General features: G+C 70.7%; 13 protein-coding genes. 5 read left to right on the forward strand and 8 right to left on the reverse strand.

The window, feature by feature from the left end; all coding sequences use genetic code 11:
* The first annotated feature begins 344 nt into the window (after nt 1-344).
* Nucleotides 345-1,775, forward strand: coding sequence for a PP2C family protein-serine/threonine phosphatase (locus tag ACFY5C_RS09010; protein ID WP_389442295.1), 1,431 nt, complete (start codon nt 345-347; stop codon nt 1,773-1,775).
* 58 nt (nt 1,776-1,833) lie between these two features.
* Here the strand turns inward: ACFY5C_RS09010 and ACFY5C_RS09015 are convergent, their stop codons facing one another.
* Complete coding sequence (locus ACFY5C_RS09015) at nt 1,834-3,330, reverse strand: hypothetical protein (RefSeq protein WP_389442297.1); 1,497 nt, start codon at nt 3,328-3,330, stop codon at nt 1,834-1,836.
* Nucleotides 3,331-3,576: 246 nt separating this feature from the next.
* Between ACFY5C_RS09015 and ACFY5C_RS09020 the strand changes: the two genes are divergently transcribed.
* The gene (locus ACFY5C_RS09020) at nt 3,577-4,722 is read left to right on the forward strand and encodes an aminoglycoside phosphotransferase family protein (RefSeq protein ID WP_389442300.1); all 1,146 of its coding nucleotides are present in this window, start codon (nt 3,577-3,579) and stop codon (nt 4,720-4,722) included.
* A 164-nt stretch (nt 4,723-4,886) separates the two neighbouring features.
* Nucleotides 4,887-6,896 carry an N-acetylmuramoyl-L-alanine amidase gene (locus ACFY5C_RS09025; RefSeq protein ID WP_389442303.1) on the forward strand — a complete coding sequence of 670 codons (2,010 nt, stop codon included), beginning with the start codon at nt 4,887-4,889 and terminating at the stop codon, nt 6,894-6,896.
* Between the two features lie 20 nt (nt 6,897-6,916).
* On the opposite strand, the gene ACFY5C_RS09030 is transcribed toward ACFY5C_RS09025, so the two are convergent.
* The 7 genes from ACFY5C_RS09030 to ACFY5C_RS09060 form a co-directional block, all read right to left on the reverse strand.
* Nucleotides 6,917-7,414 carry a hypothetical protein gene (locus tag ACFY5C_RS09030; RefSeq protein ID WP_389442306.1) on the reverse strand — a complete coding sequence of 166 codons (498 nt, stop codon included), beginning with the start codon at nt 7,412-7,414 and terminating at the stop codon, nt 6,917-6,919.
* A gap of 168 nt (nt 7,415-7,582) precedes the next feature.
* Entirely contained in the window at nt 7,583-8,497 is a 915-nt protein-coding gene (locus ACFY5C_RS09035) for a universal stress protein (protein WP_389442309.1), read from the reverse strand.
* A gap of 177 nt (nt 8,498-8,674) precedes the next feature.
* Nucleotides 8,675-8,917 carry a DUF397 domain-containing protein gene (locus ACFY5C_RS09040; RefSeq protein ID WP_363043009.1) on the reverse strand — a complete coding sequence of 81 codons (243 nt, stop codon included), beginning with the start codon at nt 8,915-8,917 and terminating at the stop codon, nt 8,675-8,677.
* A gap of 83 nt (nt 8,918-9,000) precedes the next feature.
* Nucleotides 9,001-10,167, reverse strand: coding sequence for a thiolase domain-containing protein (locus ACFY5C_RS09045; protein WP_389442311.1), 1,167 nt, complete (start codon nt 10,165-10,167; stop codon nt 9,001-9,003).
* On the reverse strand, nt 10,164-11,213 hold the full coding sequence (locus ACFY5C_RS09050) for a thiolase domain-containing protein (protein WP_389442313.1): 1,050 nt from the start codon (nt 11,211-11,213) through the stop codon (nt 10,164-10,166). Before ACFY5C_RS09050 ends, ACFY5C_RS09045 begins: the two co-directional genes overlap by 4 nt.
* Nucleotides 11,210-12,181, reverse strand: a complete 972-nt coding sequence (locus ACFY5C_RS09055; protein WP_389442315.1) for a Zn-ribbon domain-containing OB-fold protein — start codon at nt 12,179-12,181, stop codon at nt 11,210-11,212. Before ACFY5C_RS09055 ends, ACFY5C_RS09050 begins: the two co-directional genes overlap by 4 nt.
* A 172-nt stretch (nt 12,182-12,353) precedes the next feature.
* A complete protein-coding gene (locus ACFY5C_RS09060; protein WP_389442317.1) occupies nt 12,354-13,154 on the reverse strand; it encodes a crotonase/enoyl-CoA hydratase family protein in 801 nt (266 codons plus the stop codon).
* Between the two features lie 178 nt (nt 13,155-13,332).
* Between ACFY5C_RS09060 and ACFY5C_RS09065 the strand changes: the two genes are divergently transcribed.
* Entirely contained in the window at nt 13,333-14,961 is a 1,629-nt protein-coding gene (locus tag ACFY5C_RS09065) for an acyl-CoA synthetase (protein ID WP_389442319.1), read from the forward strand.
* A gap of 443 nt (nt 14,962-15,404) precedes the next feature.
* Nucleotides 15,405-17,003 carry a sulfatase gene (locus ACFY5C_RS09070; RefSeq protein ID WP_389443359.1) on the forward strand — a complete coding sequence of 533 codons (1,599 nt, stop codon included), beginning with the start codon at nt 15,405-15,407 and terminating at the stop codon, nt 17,001-17,003.
* The last annotated feature ends 12 nt before the right edge of the window (nt 17,004-17,015 follow it).

Genomic DNA, 17,015 nt, shown 5'->3' on the forward strand with positions numbered 1-17,015 from the left:
GTGGACATCAATTTTGTGACCTGCATCACTACCGATGAGTGCAACCCCGCAAGGGGTGCCCGTCGCCGCTCCACCTCTAGAACATGCGACCGTCGAACACGCGGATGACGGCCGTACAATCGCCCGTTCGGACCGCCAAGTGGCGTACGCTGCCTACGACTTGACACACCCGATGACGTACACCATCCGTATCGGATGGGCCCTCCGTGAAGACTCTGGCATATGCCGGACGCACCACCGAATCGGGTGTTGCCAAATCCCTTACAGGGCGTCGCGGGCTGTGCGACAGTCGTAACGGTCCTTCCGTCAGCCTTGGTCGTACCGTCCCCGCATCGGAGTGCGTCATGCCGTCCCACGTCTCTGCGGACCGCCCCGCCGCTCAGCCGCCCGGACGCGGCTCGGTCGAAGCGCTTATATCGCAGACGCGACGGCTCAAGGGCGACGTCGACGCCGTACGCCGGGACACGCAGAGCGACGGTTCGGACCCGCAGGAGCGGTGGCAGCGGGCGCTGTGCGACCTCGCGCTGCACCACCTCAACGACCTCGACGAGCACTTGGCCCAGCTGCGGGACGGCCCGGCCCCCGCCTTCCCGGCGTCCGAGGCCGCGCCCACCGGCCGGGCCCTGCCGCCTGCTCCCCGGCGCGGCTCGCTGCTCAGCCGGGTCGGCAGTGCGGAGTGGAACCTGCTGACGGACGAGGCCAGTTGGTCCGGCGAGCTCTACGAGATCCTGGGGCGCGACCCCGCCGCTCCGCCCCTCACCCTTGACGAGCTGCCGTCCCTGGTGCTCGACGAGGACCGGTCGAAGCTGACGGCGATGGTCACCGACTGCCTCATCGACGCCAAGCCCATCGACGGGGAGTTCCGGATCGTACGGCCCGACGGCGAGGCCCGGACCGTGCACATGATGGGCGAGCCCGTGCTCGACTCTGACGGCAGCACCGCCTCGATGTGGGCCGTGCTGCGGGACGTCAGCGAACTGCGCCGCTGCCGGCGTGCGGTGAGCGAGACCCGTGACTCGCTCCAGCACGACCGGCACCACGCGCAGACCGAGCACCGGCTGGCGGTCGAGCTGCAGGAGGCCGTGCTGCCGCCGTGGCGCGGCTCCCTGCGGCTCCCGCACCAGGGCCCGCGGACACTGGACCTCGCAGCCCGGCACCTGCCCGCGTCGACGAGCACGCTGATCGGCGGCGACTGGTACGACGCCCTCGAACTGGCCGACGGGGAAACGCTGTTGAGCGTCGGCGACCTCACCGGGCACGGCGTCGCCGTGGCCTCGGGCATGGCCACCCTGCTGGGGGCCGTACGCGGCATGGCGATGGCCGGCACCCAGCCGGGCCAACTGATGTCCTGGCTCAACCAGTTACTCGACGCCACCGTCCAGCCGGCTCTCGGCAGCGCCGTCTGCTGCCGCTACCGGCCCGAGACCCGCACCCTCGCCTGGGCGCAGGCCGGACACCCCGCCCCGCTGCTGTTCCGCGACGGGACGGGGCGCAGGCTGAACGCGCCGGACGGCGTCCTGCTCGGTGCCACCTCGGGTGCCGTATACGCGCAGGCCGAAGAGACCCTCGAGGTGGGCGACGTGCTCCTGCTGCACACCGACGGACTGGTGCCGGGGCACAGCGCAGCGGACTCCGTGAACAGCCTCCTCGGCCTGGGCGCCCGCATCAGCGAGGCAGGCACCGCACAGGACTGCGTGCGGCTGGTCGTCGAGGAGTTCGGTGAGAGTGAGCGCGAGGACAACGCCTGTGTGCTCGTGGCCAGGGTGACGTCCTAGAACTTCAGCGGCCCAGGACCTTCTGGAACTTCCGGGAAGGGATCAGCGCACAGTCCCCTTACGCCCGTGCGCTGTTGCCGCCGCCGGACTTCTTCATCTTGGGCAGCGCCAACTGGATCTCCTCCCGCAGTTCGTGGATCTTCGGGTAGCTGGAGTACTCGGCGGTCAGTCGGTACATCTGGCGCAGCCGGTCCCAGGTGCGGCCCGACGAGTTGGAACCCATCGACATCAGGGCCAGTCGCGCGTAGCGGTCGGCCTGTTCGGGGTCGTCCGCGATGAAGCAGGCGGACGCCATGGACAGATGGTCGAAGATCTTCGACCGCTCGCGCCCGTCAACGCGCAGGGCCAGGGCCTTCTCCGCGAAGTGCTGGGCGTGCGCGGCAGCGCCCGGCTCGAACTCGGCCAGCGTGCGGTAGGCCAGGGCCTGCATGCCGTACAGATCCTCGTCCTTGAAGGTCTGCATCCAGCTGGGTGGCGGCACGTCGCTCTTGTCGGAGACGAAGAGGTCCTCCGCCTGTCCCAGGGTGCGGCGCATGGCCTGGCCCCGGCCCATCGACGCCTGCGCCCAGGCCTCGATGGTGTGGAACATGGCCCGGGTGCGCGGCAGTACCTCGTCACCGGAGCCGGACTGGGCGAGTTTCATGAGGTCGAGTGCGTCGTCGGGCCGGCCGAGGTGCACCATCTGGCGAGCCGCTCGGGAGAGCGCCTCTCCGGCGCGGGGCCGGTCGCCGCCCTCCCGGGCCGCGTGGGCGGCGATGACGAAGTACTTCTGGGCCGTTGGCTCCAGGCCGACGTCGTGCGACATCCAGCCTGCGAGGACGGCGAGGTTGGCGGCGACGCCCCACAGGCGCCGCTGCAGATGTTCGGGGTGGTGGTAGGCGAGCATGCCGCCCACCTCGTTGAGTTGCCCTACGACTGCCTTGCGCTGCAGCCCGCCGCCGCGGGCCGCGTCCCAGGCCCGGAACACCTCGACCGAGCGCTCCAGTTCCTCGATCTCCTGCGACCCGATGGGGGCGGCCTCGTAGCGGTCGAACCCGGCGGGGTCGGCGTGCAGGGGGTCGTCGAAGTGGGGAGCGTCGGCCTTGAGGGCCGGGTCGGTGTGCAGCCAGTCGTGCATGGCGCTGCTGAGTGCGGATCCCGCGGCGAGCGCGGCACCCGCGCCCACCAAGCCGCGTCGGTTGAGCATGAGGTCCATTCCCGTGAATTCGGTGAGGACCGCGGCGGTCCGTTCGGGCGCCCACGGCACACCGTCGGGATGCTCAACGCTCCCGCCGTCCTGCCGTTTCCCCGCACGCCCGTGCCGGACCAGACCGAGGTCCTCGATGGTCACGACACGGCCGAGACGCTCGGTGAACAGGGCTGCCAGCACCCGCGGCACCGGATCGCGCGGGATCTCTCCCATGTCGATCCACCGCCGCACCCGCGAGGTGTCGGTCGACAGCTGGGGGTGGCCCATGGCCGCCGCCTGCCGGTTGACCAGCCTCGCGAGTTCGCCCTTGGACCAGCCGGCCAGGCCGAACAGGTCCGATAGGCGGGTGTTGGGTTCTCCGCTCACGTCAAGCCCCCAGGTTCTCGGCTGAGTTGACAGTAGCCCGGTGAAAGATGCCGGGCGACTATTCGCCAGGGTTCGCCAGGGTGCGCCAGATGGTGTGCCACTGCGCATCGGGTGTCAGGTAGGAATGCGCCACCCCGACCCGGTCGCCCTTTGGAATATGGCCGGTGCATTCCCCAGGGTGCACCCGGGCGACCGGATCGGGCAGCGCATTGTCGTCGCAGGCACACGAAGGGATCTGTTTCTCCCATGTACGCAGCATCGTCCTCCGTGTCCGCCCCGCCCCGGTCGCTACGTTCCCGCCCGGCGGGCAGCGGCCCCTACCTCGCCCCCGCGCGGCCGGCGCCCGCCCCCGTGCTCGGGGCGGGCCGGCCGCCGCGTGCCGCGGGGCTCGGCACCCAACCGCTCAGCGGGAGACTCGACTTGTCCGGCCCTCAGGGCGCCCAGCTGCGCACCGCGATCGCGTCGGTGCACCGGATCTGCCCGGAGTTCGCTCCGGTGCAGGTGCTGCGCCGCAGCGGGCGGTCCGTCCTCCTGGTCGGCACGACCGGGCGCAGCACGGCCGTCGCCAAGTGTTTACTCGACCACTCCCCGGAGTGGTCGGAGCGGATCCGCCACGAAATAGCGGCATACCGCTCGTTCGTCCGGCACCGCCCTCCGGTGCGCGTGCCGAGACTGATCGCAGCGGATCCGGACAACTGCACCCTCGTCATCGAGCGGATGCCGGGCCGGGTGGCGGCACTGCAGCGGCACCCGTTGGAGACGCCGCCGCGTGCGGACATCCGGGCGGCACTCGGCGCGATCTGCCGGCTCAACGCGTGGCGGCCGCCGGCGGGCACGTTCGACGCGCCGCTGGACTACGCGGCCAAGATCTCCCGGTTCCACGAGCTGGGGCTGCTCACCGACCGGGACATGGGGGATCTGCAGAAGCTGCTGCACGGCATCGCGGCGACCGCGGGCCGGCAGGGCATGGGCCAGTTCTGCCACGGCGACGCACTGCTCTCGAACATCCTGCTCTCACCGGCCGGTCCAGTGCTGGTGGACTGGGAGCACGCGGGCTGGTACCTGCCGGGCTACGACCTGGCCGTGCTGTGGTCGGTGCTCGGGGACGCGCCGGTGGCCCGGCGGCAGATCAGCCAGATCGCCCAGTCGGCGGGTCCGGCGTCACGGGACGCGTTCCTGGTGAACCTGATGCTGGTGCTGACCCGTGAGATCCGTACCTATGAGACGGCCGTGCAGCGTTCGATGCACGATGCTCCGACCCCGGCGGCACCGGGAGTGGCCCACCCGGGTGCTGCGCCGTCCGGCGAGGAACAGCGGCTGCTGCTGCGGCGGCTGCACGACGACTGCCAACTGGCCCGACGGGCCTTGCGCGCGGCGGTCGGCACTCGCTGACGGGGACGGTGGTCCGCGGTGCGCCCTGGAGACAGCGGCGTACCGCGGGCTTTCGTGTGACCGGTCCCAATGGGATACGCCACTGACGCCTCGCAGGCCAGGAGACCGCCACCACGAAACTCCCGGGAATCCCGGTTGACAAGGGAATTCGCCTGACGGTTGTCATGATTGACGGATCGTCGGACAGCCGGTACCACAGACGCACGCCCGGCCCCCGCACGGCTCATCGCGCCCGACCGTCCCAGGAGGCTCCCTTGCGAGGATCCGTCACCGCCTTGGCAACTGCGACACTGTTGTTCCCGTTGCTCGGCGCGGCGCCGTCCGACGCCGGGAGCTCGGAGAACGCTCTGCAGTCGGCTTTCGCGTCCGCCGCCGCCAAGTACCACGTGCCGCAGAGCGTGCTGCTGGGCGTCTCCTATCTGCAGTCCCGCTGGGACGCGCACGCGGGTTCGCCGAGTGTGACCGGCGGCTACGGCCCGATGCACCTCACCGACGCCCGCACCGCCCTCGCCGAGTCGCCGCCGCACCACAGCGATGGCTCGGAGGACGCGCGCGGCGACAGCGCCCGCGCTCCCCTGCTCCACGAGGCGAAGCCGCCGGAGCCCGCCACGGTTCCGGCCCGCCTCAGGACGCTGCCGAAGGCCGCCGAACTGACCGGACTGAGCGCGGAGCTGCTGCGTAGGGACCCGGCGGCGAACGTGGCAGGCGGCGCCGCCCTGCTCGCCGCGGCGCAGAAGGAGCTGGGCGAACCGCTGAGCTCCGACCCGGCCGAGTGGTACGGCGCGGTGGCCCGCTTCACCGGCGCCGGCGACACGGCTGCTGCGGCGGCGTACGCGAACGACGTCTACGACGTGTTGCGCACCGGACAGGAGCGGCACACGGACGCGGGGCAACTGGTCGTCCTGGCAGCCCATCCGGGCCTCTCCCCCGACACCGGGCAGTTGCGGCGGGCGGGGCTGCGCAAGCCCGACGCCGCCGGGACGGAGTGCCCGCCCACGGTGTCCTGCGAGTGGATCCCGGCGCCGTACGAGGAGTTCGGGGACAGCGACTACGGCAACCACGACCTGGGGGACCGTCCGGCGTCCCAGAAGATCGAATACATCGTCGTCCATGACACGGAGGGCGCCTGGGAGGGCGTCCTCGACATGGTGCAGGACCCGACGTATGTGTCGTGGCAGTACTCGCTGCGCTCCACCGACGGCCACATCGCCCAGCATGTGAAGGCCAAGGACGTCGCCTGGCACGCGGGCAACTGGTACATCAACTCCAAGTCGATCGGCCTGGAGCACGAGGGCTTCCTGGCGAAGCCGGACGCCTGGTACACGGAGGCGATGTACCGGTCCTCCGCACGCCTGGTGACGTACCTCGCCAAGAAGTACGGCATCCCGCTGGACCGGCAGCACATCCTCGGCCACGACACCGTGCCGGGTCCGACCTCGTCGACGATCAGTGGCATGCACACCGACCCGGGCCCGTACTGGGACTGGCGGCACTACTTCGAGCTGCTGGGCCGGCCCTTGGTGCCCACCGCGGGCCCGAACGGCGGCCTGGTGACGATCCGCCCCGACTACGCGACCAACAGGCCCCGCTTCACGGGCTGTGTCTCCGCGGGCCAGCCGTGCGCGGACCACGGTTCGAGCGCGGTGCGGCTGTATTCCGGGCCCGGCGAGTCGTATCCCCTGATCAAGGACGTCGGCCTGGGTTCGACTCCGACCACCGGCGTCAACGACCTGTCGTCGCGGGTCTCGACCGGCCAGCAGTACGCGGTCGCCGGACGGGACGGCGACTGGACGGCGATCTGGTACCTGGGCCAGAAGGCCTGGTTCAAGAACCCGGCCAAGAATCCGACCGCTGTGCACACGGCCGGCCGCGTGGTGACGCCGAAGGACGGCGTGCAGAGTGTCCCGGTGTACGGACGCGCCTACCCCGAGGCCTCGGCCTATCCGTCGGACGTGCCTGCGCAGGCGGTGTCGCCGCTGCCGTACACCCTGCCCGCGGGCCAGAGGTACGTGGCCGGTGACAAGGTGCCGGGTGAGTACTACTACGCGGTGACCTTCGACTCGGCCTCGCACCGGGTCGTGACCGGCAAGGACGTGTACTACGAGATCCAGTTCGGGCACCGCGTGGCGTACGTGCGGGCGGACGACGTACGGGAGCTGCCCTCGGGGTCGTAGCCGGGAACAGCCGGGACGATTCAGCTCTGCTGGAAGAGCTCCGCGGGCAGCGGCTTCAGGAGGGCGTACAGGTCGTCCGTGATGGGGCGGTCCCACGCGGCGATGGTGACCAGGACGTTGTCGCTGCGGTCGAACTGCACGCAGGAGATCCGGCTCTCGGAGAGCTTCAGGCGGCGCACGATCAGGAGGTTGTCGCCCTGCATCACCGGCACGTCCTCGCTGCCGACGACGGTGACCTCCTCGTCGTTCTCCAGGGCCAGCAGCAGCTGTGCGACCTCGAACGGGATCTCGTCCTCGTCGACCTCGCGGGCCGGCGAGCCCTCCGGCAGATTGCCGATGATCATCGCGGGGCCGCGGCCGCCGAAGAGGTCGTAGCGCAGGAAGACGCCCTGGCAGCTGCCGTCGGGGGCGGGCAGCAGCCCGGCGCCCAGATTGCCGGGCCAGTCGCCCGGGTCCATGGCCAGAACGTCGAAGTCGGGCCCGGCGGGCGTGGCGCTGCGGCGGCGGAGGAACGACATGTCGCCATGGTACGTGGCCGGGCCTGTTGCATGACGTGCGGGCATGGGTTCGAGGTGTGCTCCCCGGCCCGTGAGCGGGGGCTCCCGCAATGTCTCATGTCGAGGGCGTGAGGCAGCCCGGAGCGGATGACATGACGGGCCTCGGACCCCCTGCGCTCAGCGGGCCCCTCACTCCTCCAGTGGCTCCGGTGGCTCCGGGGGTACGACCGCGACCGGGCTCGCGGTGTGCAGGAGGACGGCGTGTGTCACCGAGCCGATCATGCGGGCCGGGGCCAGGAGGCGGCGTCGGTGGCGGCCCACGACGACCAGGTGCGCGTCCCTGGACGCCGAGACGAGGTGGCCGGCCGCGTCGCCCGGAGCGATGTAGAGCTGGGCGTGGACTTCGGGGTGCCGCTCGTGGTGCGGGGCCAGGAAGCCTTCGGCGAGGGTGCGGGTCTCGGCCTCGACGGCGTCCTGGTCCTCGGACGGGGGCACGATCTGGGCGGTGGCTGCCGTCCAGACGTGCAGGGGCCAGTTGTAAGCGGCGATGACCTGGAGCCGGGCGCCGCGCAGGGCGGCCTCGGCGAAGGCGAAGGCCAGGGTCGCGTCGTCGGGGCTGTCGACCTGGAGGCCGACCACGACCCGCGGGCCCGGCTCGATCGGCGTGTCGTCGTGGACCTCGCGTCCCGGCTTGGGCACCACGACGACCGGACATCCGGCATCGCGTGCGGCGGCCATGCCGTTGGAGCCGAGCAGCAGGCTGGCGAAGCCGCCGCGCCCCCGGCTGCCGAGCACCAACAGCTGGGCCGTGGAGCCCAGTTCGGCGAGCATCGCGGCGGGAGCGCCGCCGAGGGCGACGTACTCCGTCGCCGGCCGCTCGGCTCTCCCCTCCAGATACCGGCGTACCCGCTCGAGAACCGGATCATCCTCCGGATCCGGCCGTCCGGTCGGCATCGCGACGGGCTGAGCCCACACGACGTACTGCTGCACGTGAACCACCCGCAGCGGCGCCTCACGCACCAGGGCGGCCTCGAAAGCCCAGTCCAGTGCGACCAGGCTGTCGTCCGAGCCGTCGACCGCCGCGATGACCGGCAGGGTGCTCATGGGTTCCTCACCTCCGGAAATACGACCGTTCCCCCGGGGCCAGCCTGGCTCAGGCGTCGGCCCGAGGGGCGCTCTCAAGGTCGCGTGTCCGGAAAAACGGGCGGAACACCCCCGGATCGGCCCGAAGGCGGCCGACGCGCGGGGCGCCCGCCCGTCGGCTCGCCTGCGTCCGCGCCGTCAGGTCAGGTCGAACTCGCCCTCCCTCGCGCCCGACACGAAGGCACCCCACTCGGCGGGTGTGAAGATCAGGGAAGGGCTCTCCGGGCGGCCGCTGTTGCGCATCGCGATGAACCCCTCGACAAAGGCGATCTGGACATCCCCCAGGCCACGGCTGCTCGAGTGCCAATCGGCGTCTGCGAGGTCCAGCTCCGGCTTGTCCCAGCCCGTGATCGGCTGCTGCTGGATGGTGCTCTCGGCCACGTCCGTGCTCCTCCCGATTCGTCGTCCGCGGGCCAGCCTAGCGATCGGTTCCGGGTGCCGACAGGCCACGTGAGGGGGACCTTTCAGGAGGTCGGGGGTTCCGCTCCCACGAGCCACATCGAGAAGAACTGGGACCCGCCTCCGTAGGCGTGCCCGAGGACTCTCCTGGCCCCCTCCACCTGGTGTTCTCCCGCCTGCCCGCGCACCTGGAGGGCCGCCTCCGCGAACCGGATCATGCCGGACGCCCCGATGGGGTTGGTGGACAGGACGCCGCCCGACATGTTGACGGGCAGGTCGCCGTCCAGCTCGGTGACGCCGGACTCGGTGAGCTTCCAGCCCTCGCCTTCGGCGGCGAAGCCGAGGTTCTCCAGCCACATGGGCTCGTACCAGGAGAACGGCACGTAGATCTCGGCGGCGTCGATGTCCCGGCGCGGGTCGGCGATCCCCGCCTGCCGGTAGACGTCGGCCGCGCAGTCCTTGCCGGCCTGCGGCGACACGGCGTCCTTGCCGGCGAAGAGGGTGGGCTCGCTGCGCATCGCGCCGCCGAGCATCCAGGCGGGCGGGCGGGGGGCGCGGGCGGCTCCGGCGCGGTCGGTGAGGATCATCGCGCAGGCGCCGTCGGAGGAGGGGCAGGTCTCCGAGTAGCGGATCGGGTCCCACAGCATGGGCGAGGCCTGGACCTTCTCCAGGGTGATGTCGTGCTCGTGCAGGTGGGCGTAGGAGTTCTTCAGCGCGTTGCGCCGGTCCTTGTACGCCACCAGCGAGCCGACCGTGTCGGGCGCGCCGCTGCGCCGCATGTACGCGCGCACGTGCGGCGCGAAGAAGCCGCCCGCCCCGGCAAGCAGGGGCTGCTGGAAGGGGATCGGCAGGGAAAGTCCCCACATGGCGTTGGACTCGGACTGCTTCTCGAAGGCCAGCGTCAGCACGGTGCCGTGCACGCGGGCCGCGACCAGGTTGGCGGCGACCAGCGCGGTGGATCCGCCGACCGAGCCGGCCGTGTGCACCCGCAGCATGGGCTTGCCCACGGCGCCGAGCGCGTCGGCGAGATACAGCTCCGGCATCATGACGCCCTCGAAGAAGTCGGGCGCCTTGCCGATGACGACGGCATCGATGTCGTCCCAGGTCAACTCGGCGTCGTCGAGGGCGCTTCGGGCCGCTTCCCGGACGAGCCCGGCGATCGACACGTCCCGGCGCGCCGCGACGTGCTTGGTCTGGCCGATGCCTACGACGGCCACGGGCTCCTTGCTCATCGCGGATCCCCTTCGAGTACGGCGACCAGGTTCTGTTGCAGACAGGGTCCTGAGGTGGCGTGCGCGAGCGCCCGGTCGGACTCGCCCCGGTGGACACGTGCGGCGGCCTCTCCGACGCGGATGAGTCCGGCGGCCATCACGGGGTTGGCGCCGAGCGCCCCACCGGACGGGTTGACGCGTACACCGTCGCCGAGCTTCAGCGCCTTGCGCAGGACGATCTCCTGGGAGGTGAACGGAGCGTGCAACTCGGCGGTGTCGACGGGACGTTCGAATGCGCCGGCCCGCTCGGCGGCGAGGCGGGTCGAGGGCGAGTCAGTCAGGTCACGCACGCCCAGGCTGTGTGCCTCGATGCGGTGGTCGATGCCGCGGATCCAGGCGGGCCGGTCGCACAGTTCGCGGGCCCGCTCCCCCGCCGCGAGGATCACCGCGGCGGCACCGTCTCCGATGGGCGGGCAGTCGCCGGTGCGCAGCGGTTGGACGACGTACTCCCCTTGCGGCACCGAACCCCGGAGCTGGGCATGGGAGTTGGCGGCCGCGTCGGTGCGGCTGCGGGCGGCGACGGCGGCGAGCGCGGGTTCGTCCGTGTCGCCGGCGTCGATGAGGGCCTGGGCCTGGAGGGCGGCCAGGGCTACGGAGTCGGGCCACAGTGGGGCGATGTAGTAGGGGTCGAGCTGGCGGGTGAGGACGTCGCGGAGCGGACCCGGTGAGGACTTGCCGTAGGAGTAGACCAGCGCGGTGTCGGCGTCTCCGGTCAGCAGCTTGGTCCATGCCTCGTACAGCGCCCAGGCGCCGTCCATCTCGACGTGCGACTCGGAGATCGGCGGCCAGGCGCCGACGCCGTCGAGGGCGAGGGTGAAGGAGAAGGCACGACCGGCCAGGTAGTCGCTGGAGCCGGAGCAGGTGAAGCCGATGTCGGCGGTCTTCAGGCCGGTCTGTGCGAGGACCTCGTGCAGGACGGGCATGAGCATCTCCACCTCGGAGAGCTCCTCGCTGGTGCGCCGGTGGTCGGTCTGCGCGAAGGCGACGACGGCGATCTCGCGGTTCACAGCAGCTCCCTGTAGGTGTCGTAGTCCGCGTCGGGCTCGCCCGTGGGCCGGTAGTGGTCGGGAAAGCGGGAACTCTGCGTCCACACCGGTTCGACCCGCAGACCCATGCGCACCTGGTCGTACGGAATGCCGCCGATACGGGCGTGCAGGGCGAGGTCGGCCCCGTCGAGGGCGATGTGGGCGTAGACGTACGGCACTTCGATGTCGAGGTTCTTCGCCTTGATGTTGACGATGCAGAACGTGGTGACCGTGCCGCTGGGGCCGACGTCGACCTGTTCCGATGTGGCCACGCCACATGTGGGGCAAGCACCCCTCGGCGGGACGTACACCTTGCGGCAGGACGGACAGCGTTCGCCGACGTTGCGTCGTTCGGCCAGGGCGTTGATGTAGGCGGACTGGGCGCGGCCCGGTGAGTACGTGTAGTCGAGCCGGGCGGCAGCGACGATGCCGGTGATCGGGTCCGCGAACCGGCCGGTGTGGTGCGCCGGTTCGGCGGAGCTGCCGTCGTCCGGGCCGCTGTCCTTCAGGGCGTCGTCGTACGGCTCGAAGCAGGCGATGTCCGTGATGGCGCCGGTGCGTTCCCCGGCCCAGCGGACGCGGACGCGCATGCCGGTGTGCACGATGTCGGGGCCGGGGGCGTCGAGGGCGTGCAGGAGGGCGGTGTCGGCGCCGTCGAGGCGGACCAGTACCCAGGCGAAGGGCGTGTCGAGGGGCTGGTCGCGGCGGGGGGCGTGGTTCCAGGCCCAGGTGGTGACCGTACCGGTGGGGGCGACTTCGACCAGGTCGCGGATCTCCTCGGCGGTGACGGGGTCGTACTCGACCGGTGGGACGAGCGTGCGGCCGTCGCTGGTCCGCACCCCGAGCACGACGCGTTCGCGCAGGCCGGTGAGGAAGGCGCTCTGGACGGGGCCGACGGAGCGGGTGAAGGGGAACTCTACGACGAGGGGTGCTTTGAGGATTTCGGGCATCGAGGGCTTGCCTCCTTCGGGAGGGGCTTGTGTGGCGGCCGGGCGGTACATGAGCGGCGCTGGCGAACCGCGCCCCGAAGGGGCGGGGCTGTGACATGTGCGGCTCCGCCGCGTGGGCGCGACCGGCCGCAGACGGCACGCAGCTTGCGAACCGGCCCTCGCCGGCGCGGCGCTACTCGCGCTGGTAGACGGGTGTCCGCTTCTCCGCGAAGGCGCGGGCGCCCTCCTTGGCGTCCGCCGTGTCGAAGACCGGCCAGCCGCGCTTGAGTTCGGCGGCGAGACCGTCGGACTCGGTCATTTCGGCCGTCTCGTAGACCGACGCCTTGACGGCCTCGACGGCCAGCGGGCCGCAGGCGTTGATCTGTTCGGCGATCTCCAGGGCCTTGGCCAGTGCCGTGCCGTCGGGGACGACGTGCCCGATCAGGCCGATGCCGGCGGCCTCGCGGGCGCTGTACGGGCGGCCGGTGAGCAGCATCTCCAGGGCGTGGGTGCGCGGGATCTGGCGTTGCAGGCGGACCGTGGAGCCGCCGATCGGGAACAGACCGCGCTTCACCTCGAACAGCCCGAACGTGGCCGACTCGCCCGCGACCCGGATGTCCGTGCCCTGGAGCATCTCGGTGCCGCCCGCCACGCAGTACCCCTCGACCGCCGCTATCACCGGCTTGCGCGGCCGGTGGTGGCGGAGCATCGCCTTCCAGTGCAGGTCGGGATCGGCTTTGAGCCGGTCGCGGTACTGCTCGCCCGCCATGCCGTTCCCGGCCAGGGCCTTGAGATCCATGCCCGCGCAGAAGGTGCCGCCGGCTCCCGTGAACACGATCGAGCGGATCGAGTCGTCCGCGTCGGCCTCGGCCCAGCCGTCGTGGAGGCCGACCAGCATCGGCAACGAGAGCGCGTTCTTCGCCTCGGGCCTGTTGAGCGTGAGCACCAGTGTGGCGCCCTCGCGCCGCACGGCGAGGTGTTCCGTCCCAGCCATGACCAGTCTCCCCTCTGAAAGAACGAGAACAGGTTGCAGTAGGCGCGGAGGCACTTCAAGGGTTTTCTGACAGCCAGTCAGATTCTTTTGCGCGCAGGCTTCACAGTTGTGCCGCCCTTTGCTCTGATGACCGGCGAACCGTCGGAGAGCGAGGCCGTGGCCGAGGTCAGGAGGAGCGGTGGAGTACAACATTGCCGACCTGTTCGAGTCGGTCGTGGACGCGGTTCCCGACCGCGAGGCGCTCGTGTACATCGACCACCCGGGCACGGGCCTGGAGCGCCGCCTGACGTACGCACAGCTCGACGCGGCCGCCAACCGGATCGCGCACCACCTCATCGACAGCGGGATCCGCCCCGGCGAGCACCTCGGGCTCCACCTCTACAACGGCATCGAGTATCTGCAGACGGTGCTGGCCTGCCTGAAGGCGCGGATCGTCCCTGTCAACGTCAACTACCGCTATGTGGAAGAGGAGTTGGTGTACCTCTATCGGGACGCCGATCTGGTGGCCCTGGTCTTCGAGGCGGAGTTCACGGACAGGGTGGCGGCGGCGCTGCCGCGCGTGGACGGGCTACGGCATCTGGTGCGGGTGGGCAGCGTGACCCCGGGCGCCGTCAAGGCGCCGGTCGTGCCCGCCGTGGCCTTCGCGGACGCCGAGGCCGCCGGGTCGCCCGAGCGCGGGTTCCCGGCACGGTCGGGAGACGACCAGTTCATCATCTACACCGGCGGCACCACCGGGATGCCCAAGGGCGTGATGTGGCGCCAAGAGGATCTGTTCTTCTCGGGCCTGGGCGGGGGTGCGCCGACCGGCGAGCCGGTGAAGAAGCCGGAGGAACTCGCCGAGCGGGTGGCGGCCGGCGGCGACGGAATCACCTTCTTCCCGACCGCCCCGCTGATGCACGGTACTTCCACACTGACCGCCTTCATCGGCTTCAACTTCGGCCAGCGCATCGTGATCCACCGCAAGTTCGTCCCGGAGGAGGTCCTGCGGACGATCGAGCGCGAGAAGGTCACGAGCGTGTCGCTGGTCGGCGACGCGATGCTGCGACCGCTGGTCGACGCGCTGAACGGGCCGATGAAGGGCACGGACTGCTCGTCGATGTTCAGCGTGTCGTCGTCCGGGGCGATCATGTCGGACACGGTCCGCCGGCAGTTCCAGGACTTGGTTCCGAACGTGATGCTGCTGAACAACTTCGGTTCCTCGGAATCCGGCTTCAACGGTACGGCGACCGAGGACTCCGGCCCCGAGCGCGGTTTCCGCATCCGGGTCAACTCCCGTACGCGGGTGGTCGATCCGGCGACCCACGAGCCTGTCGCCGTCGGCGAGGTGGGCCGGGTCGCGCAGTGCGGTCACGTTCCGCTCGGCTACTACAACGACCCCGGGAAAACGGCCGAGACCTTCTTCGAGAAGGACGGCCGGCGGTGGGTGCTGCTCGGCGACATGGCCACCGTCGACGCGGAGGGCGTGGTCACGGTGCTGGGACGCGGCTCTCAGTGCATCAACACCGGGGGCGAGAAGGTGTACCCGGAGGAGGTCGAGCAGGCGCTCAAGTCCCACCCCGACGTGTACGACGCCCTGGTGGCCGGGGTGGCGGACGCGAAGTGGGGGCATCACGTGGCCGCCGTGGTGCAGTTGCGGGCGGGGGCGGCATCGCCGTCGCTGGCGGACATCCAGGCGCACTGCCGTTCCCACCTCGCGGGTTACAAGATCCCCCGTCAGTTGGTGATCACGGACTCGATCCGGCGCTCGCCCAGCGGGAAGGCGGACTACCGGTGGGCGCGCGAGGTGGCGGCGGCAGCGGACGGATGAATTCCGGGCAGGTCTGATTGAACCTAAGGTGACGTGCGGACGTACTCGTGGTGGCAGGCTCGGTCATCGGGCGCTGTTTGCCATGCCATCGCAAGACCGCACGGGAGGACCTCCGGGTGTCGCAGGAGGCAGCAGAGCAGGTACGGGAGTCGGAGGACTCGACCACGGCTGAAGCGGGCGAGCCCGCCGAGGCGGTCGAGGCGGCTGAGGGGAACACGGCGGTCGAGGAGGCCGACCAGGCCGAGGCGAAGGCCGCGGTCGAGGAAGCCGACCAAGCGGAGGCGAAGGCCGCGGTCGAGGAAGCCGACCAGGCCGAGGCGAACTCGGCCCTCGATGAAGCCGACCAGGCCGAGGCGAGCAGCGCTGCGGAGCGGCACGGCTTCGCGGCCCCCGGCTGGTTCGGCTGGCGCCGCCGCTACCCCCGTACGGCACGCGGCATCACCGTGGGGACGACGGCTCTGGCGGGGGCGCTCCTGCTGTTCGCGCTTCTCGTGCCGAACCGCCTCGAACGGCTCGGCCCCGAGGCGTTCTTCCGGCTCCCGGCCGAGGGGATCCTGCTGGCCGGTCTGCTGCTCGCGCTGCCGCCGCGGTCACGGCGGCTGATGGCGGTGGTCTCCGGTGCGCTGCTCGGGCTGCTCACCGTCCTGAAGTTCGTCGACATGGGCTTCTACCAAGTGCTGGCCCGCCCCTTCGATCTGGTCCTGGACTGGATCCTGCTGGACGACGCGGCGGAGTTCGTCCGGGAGTCCTTCGGCCGGACCGGGCAGGTGCTGGCGGTCGCCGGGGTCATCGTGCTGTTCGTCGCCGTACTGGTCCTCATGACGCTCGCCATGGTGCGGGTGACGAACCTCATGGTCGGCCACCGTGCCGTCGCCGCCCGCACGACGCTGATCCTCGGTACCGCGTGGATCACCAGCATGACGCTGGGCATCCAGGTCACCGGCGTGCCCCTCGCCACCAAGGGCAACGCCGAGTTCCTCAACAACCGTGTCGAGCAGGTGCGCGCGGGCCTCAGGGACGGGCGGGTCTTCCAGAAACAGGCGGCCGTCGACGCCTTCGCGAAGACCCCGCCGGATCAGCTGCTGACGGGGCTGCGCGGCAAGGACGTCCTGTTCACGTTCATCGAGAGCTACGGCCGTGTGGCCATCGACGACCCTGCGATGGCACCGCAGCTCGACGCGACGCTCAAGGAGGGGACGAACAGGCTCGAGTCGGCCGGATTCGAGTCACGCAGCGCCTGGCTGAAGTCCCCGGTGACAGGGGCCGGCAGCTGGCTCGCCCACTCCACCTTCCTCTCCGGCCTGTGGATCAAGAACCAGCAGCGGTACCGGAGTCTGACGACCAGCGACCGCGCGACGCTGAACAGCTACTTCCGCAAGACCGGCGCGTGGCGCACGGTCGGCGTCGTGCCCGGCGTGCGACGGGCCTGGCCGGAGGGCAAGTACTTCGCCCTCGACCACATCTACGACTCCGAGCACCTGGGCTACCAGGGCCCGTACTTCAGCTGGACCCCCGTGCCCGACCAGTTCAGCCTGGAGGCCTTCCAGCGTCTGGAGCACGGCAAGAAGGACCGGGAGCCGATCATGGCGGAGATCATCCTGGCCTCCAGCCACAACCCCTGGTCCCCCATCGCCCGCATGATCGACTGGGACGACCTCGGCGACGGATCGGTCTTCCACCGGATCAAGAAGGAGGGCACGGACCCCAAGGAGGTCTGGAAGGACCCCGAGCGCGTCCGCACCGAGTACCGCCGCGCCATCGAGTACTCGATCGACAGCCTGACCGAATGGGTCGAGCGCTACGGCACCGACGACACGGTCCTCGTCTTCCTCGGCGACCACCAGCCCGTGCCGACCGTCACCGCCGGCAGCACCAGCAAGGACGTCCCCGTCACGGTCGTCGCCCGCGACCCGAAGGTCCTCGACAAGATCGCCGACTGGCACTGGACGGACGGCCTCAAGCCCGCGCAGAACGCACCGACATGGGGCATGGACAAGTTCCGGGATCGCTTCATGACGGCGTACGGGCCGCAGGCGAAGTGAGGACGACTCGGG

This window comes from Streptomyces sp. NPDC012935, assembly GCF_042900345.1.
Lineage (GTDB): Bacteria > Actinomycetota > Actinomycetes > Streptomycetales > Streptomycetaceae > Streptomyces.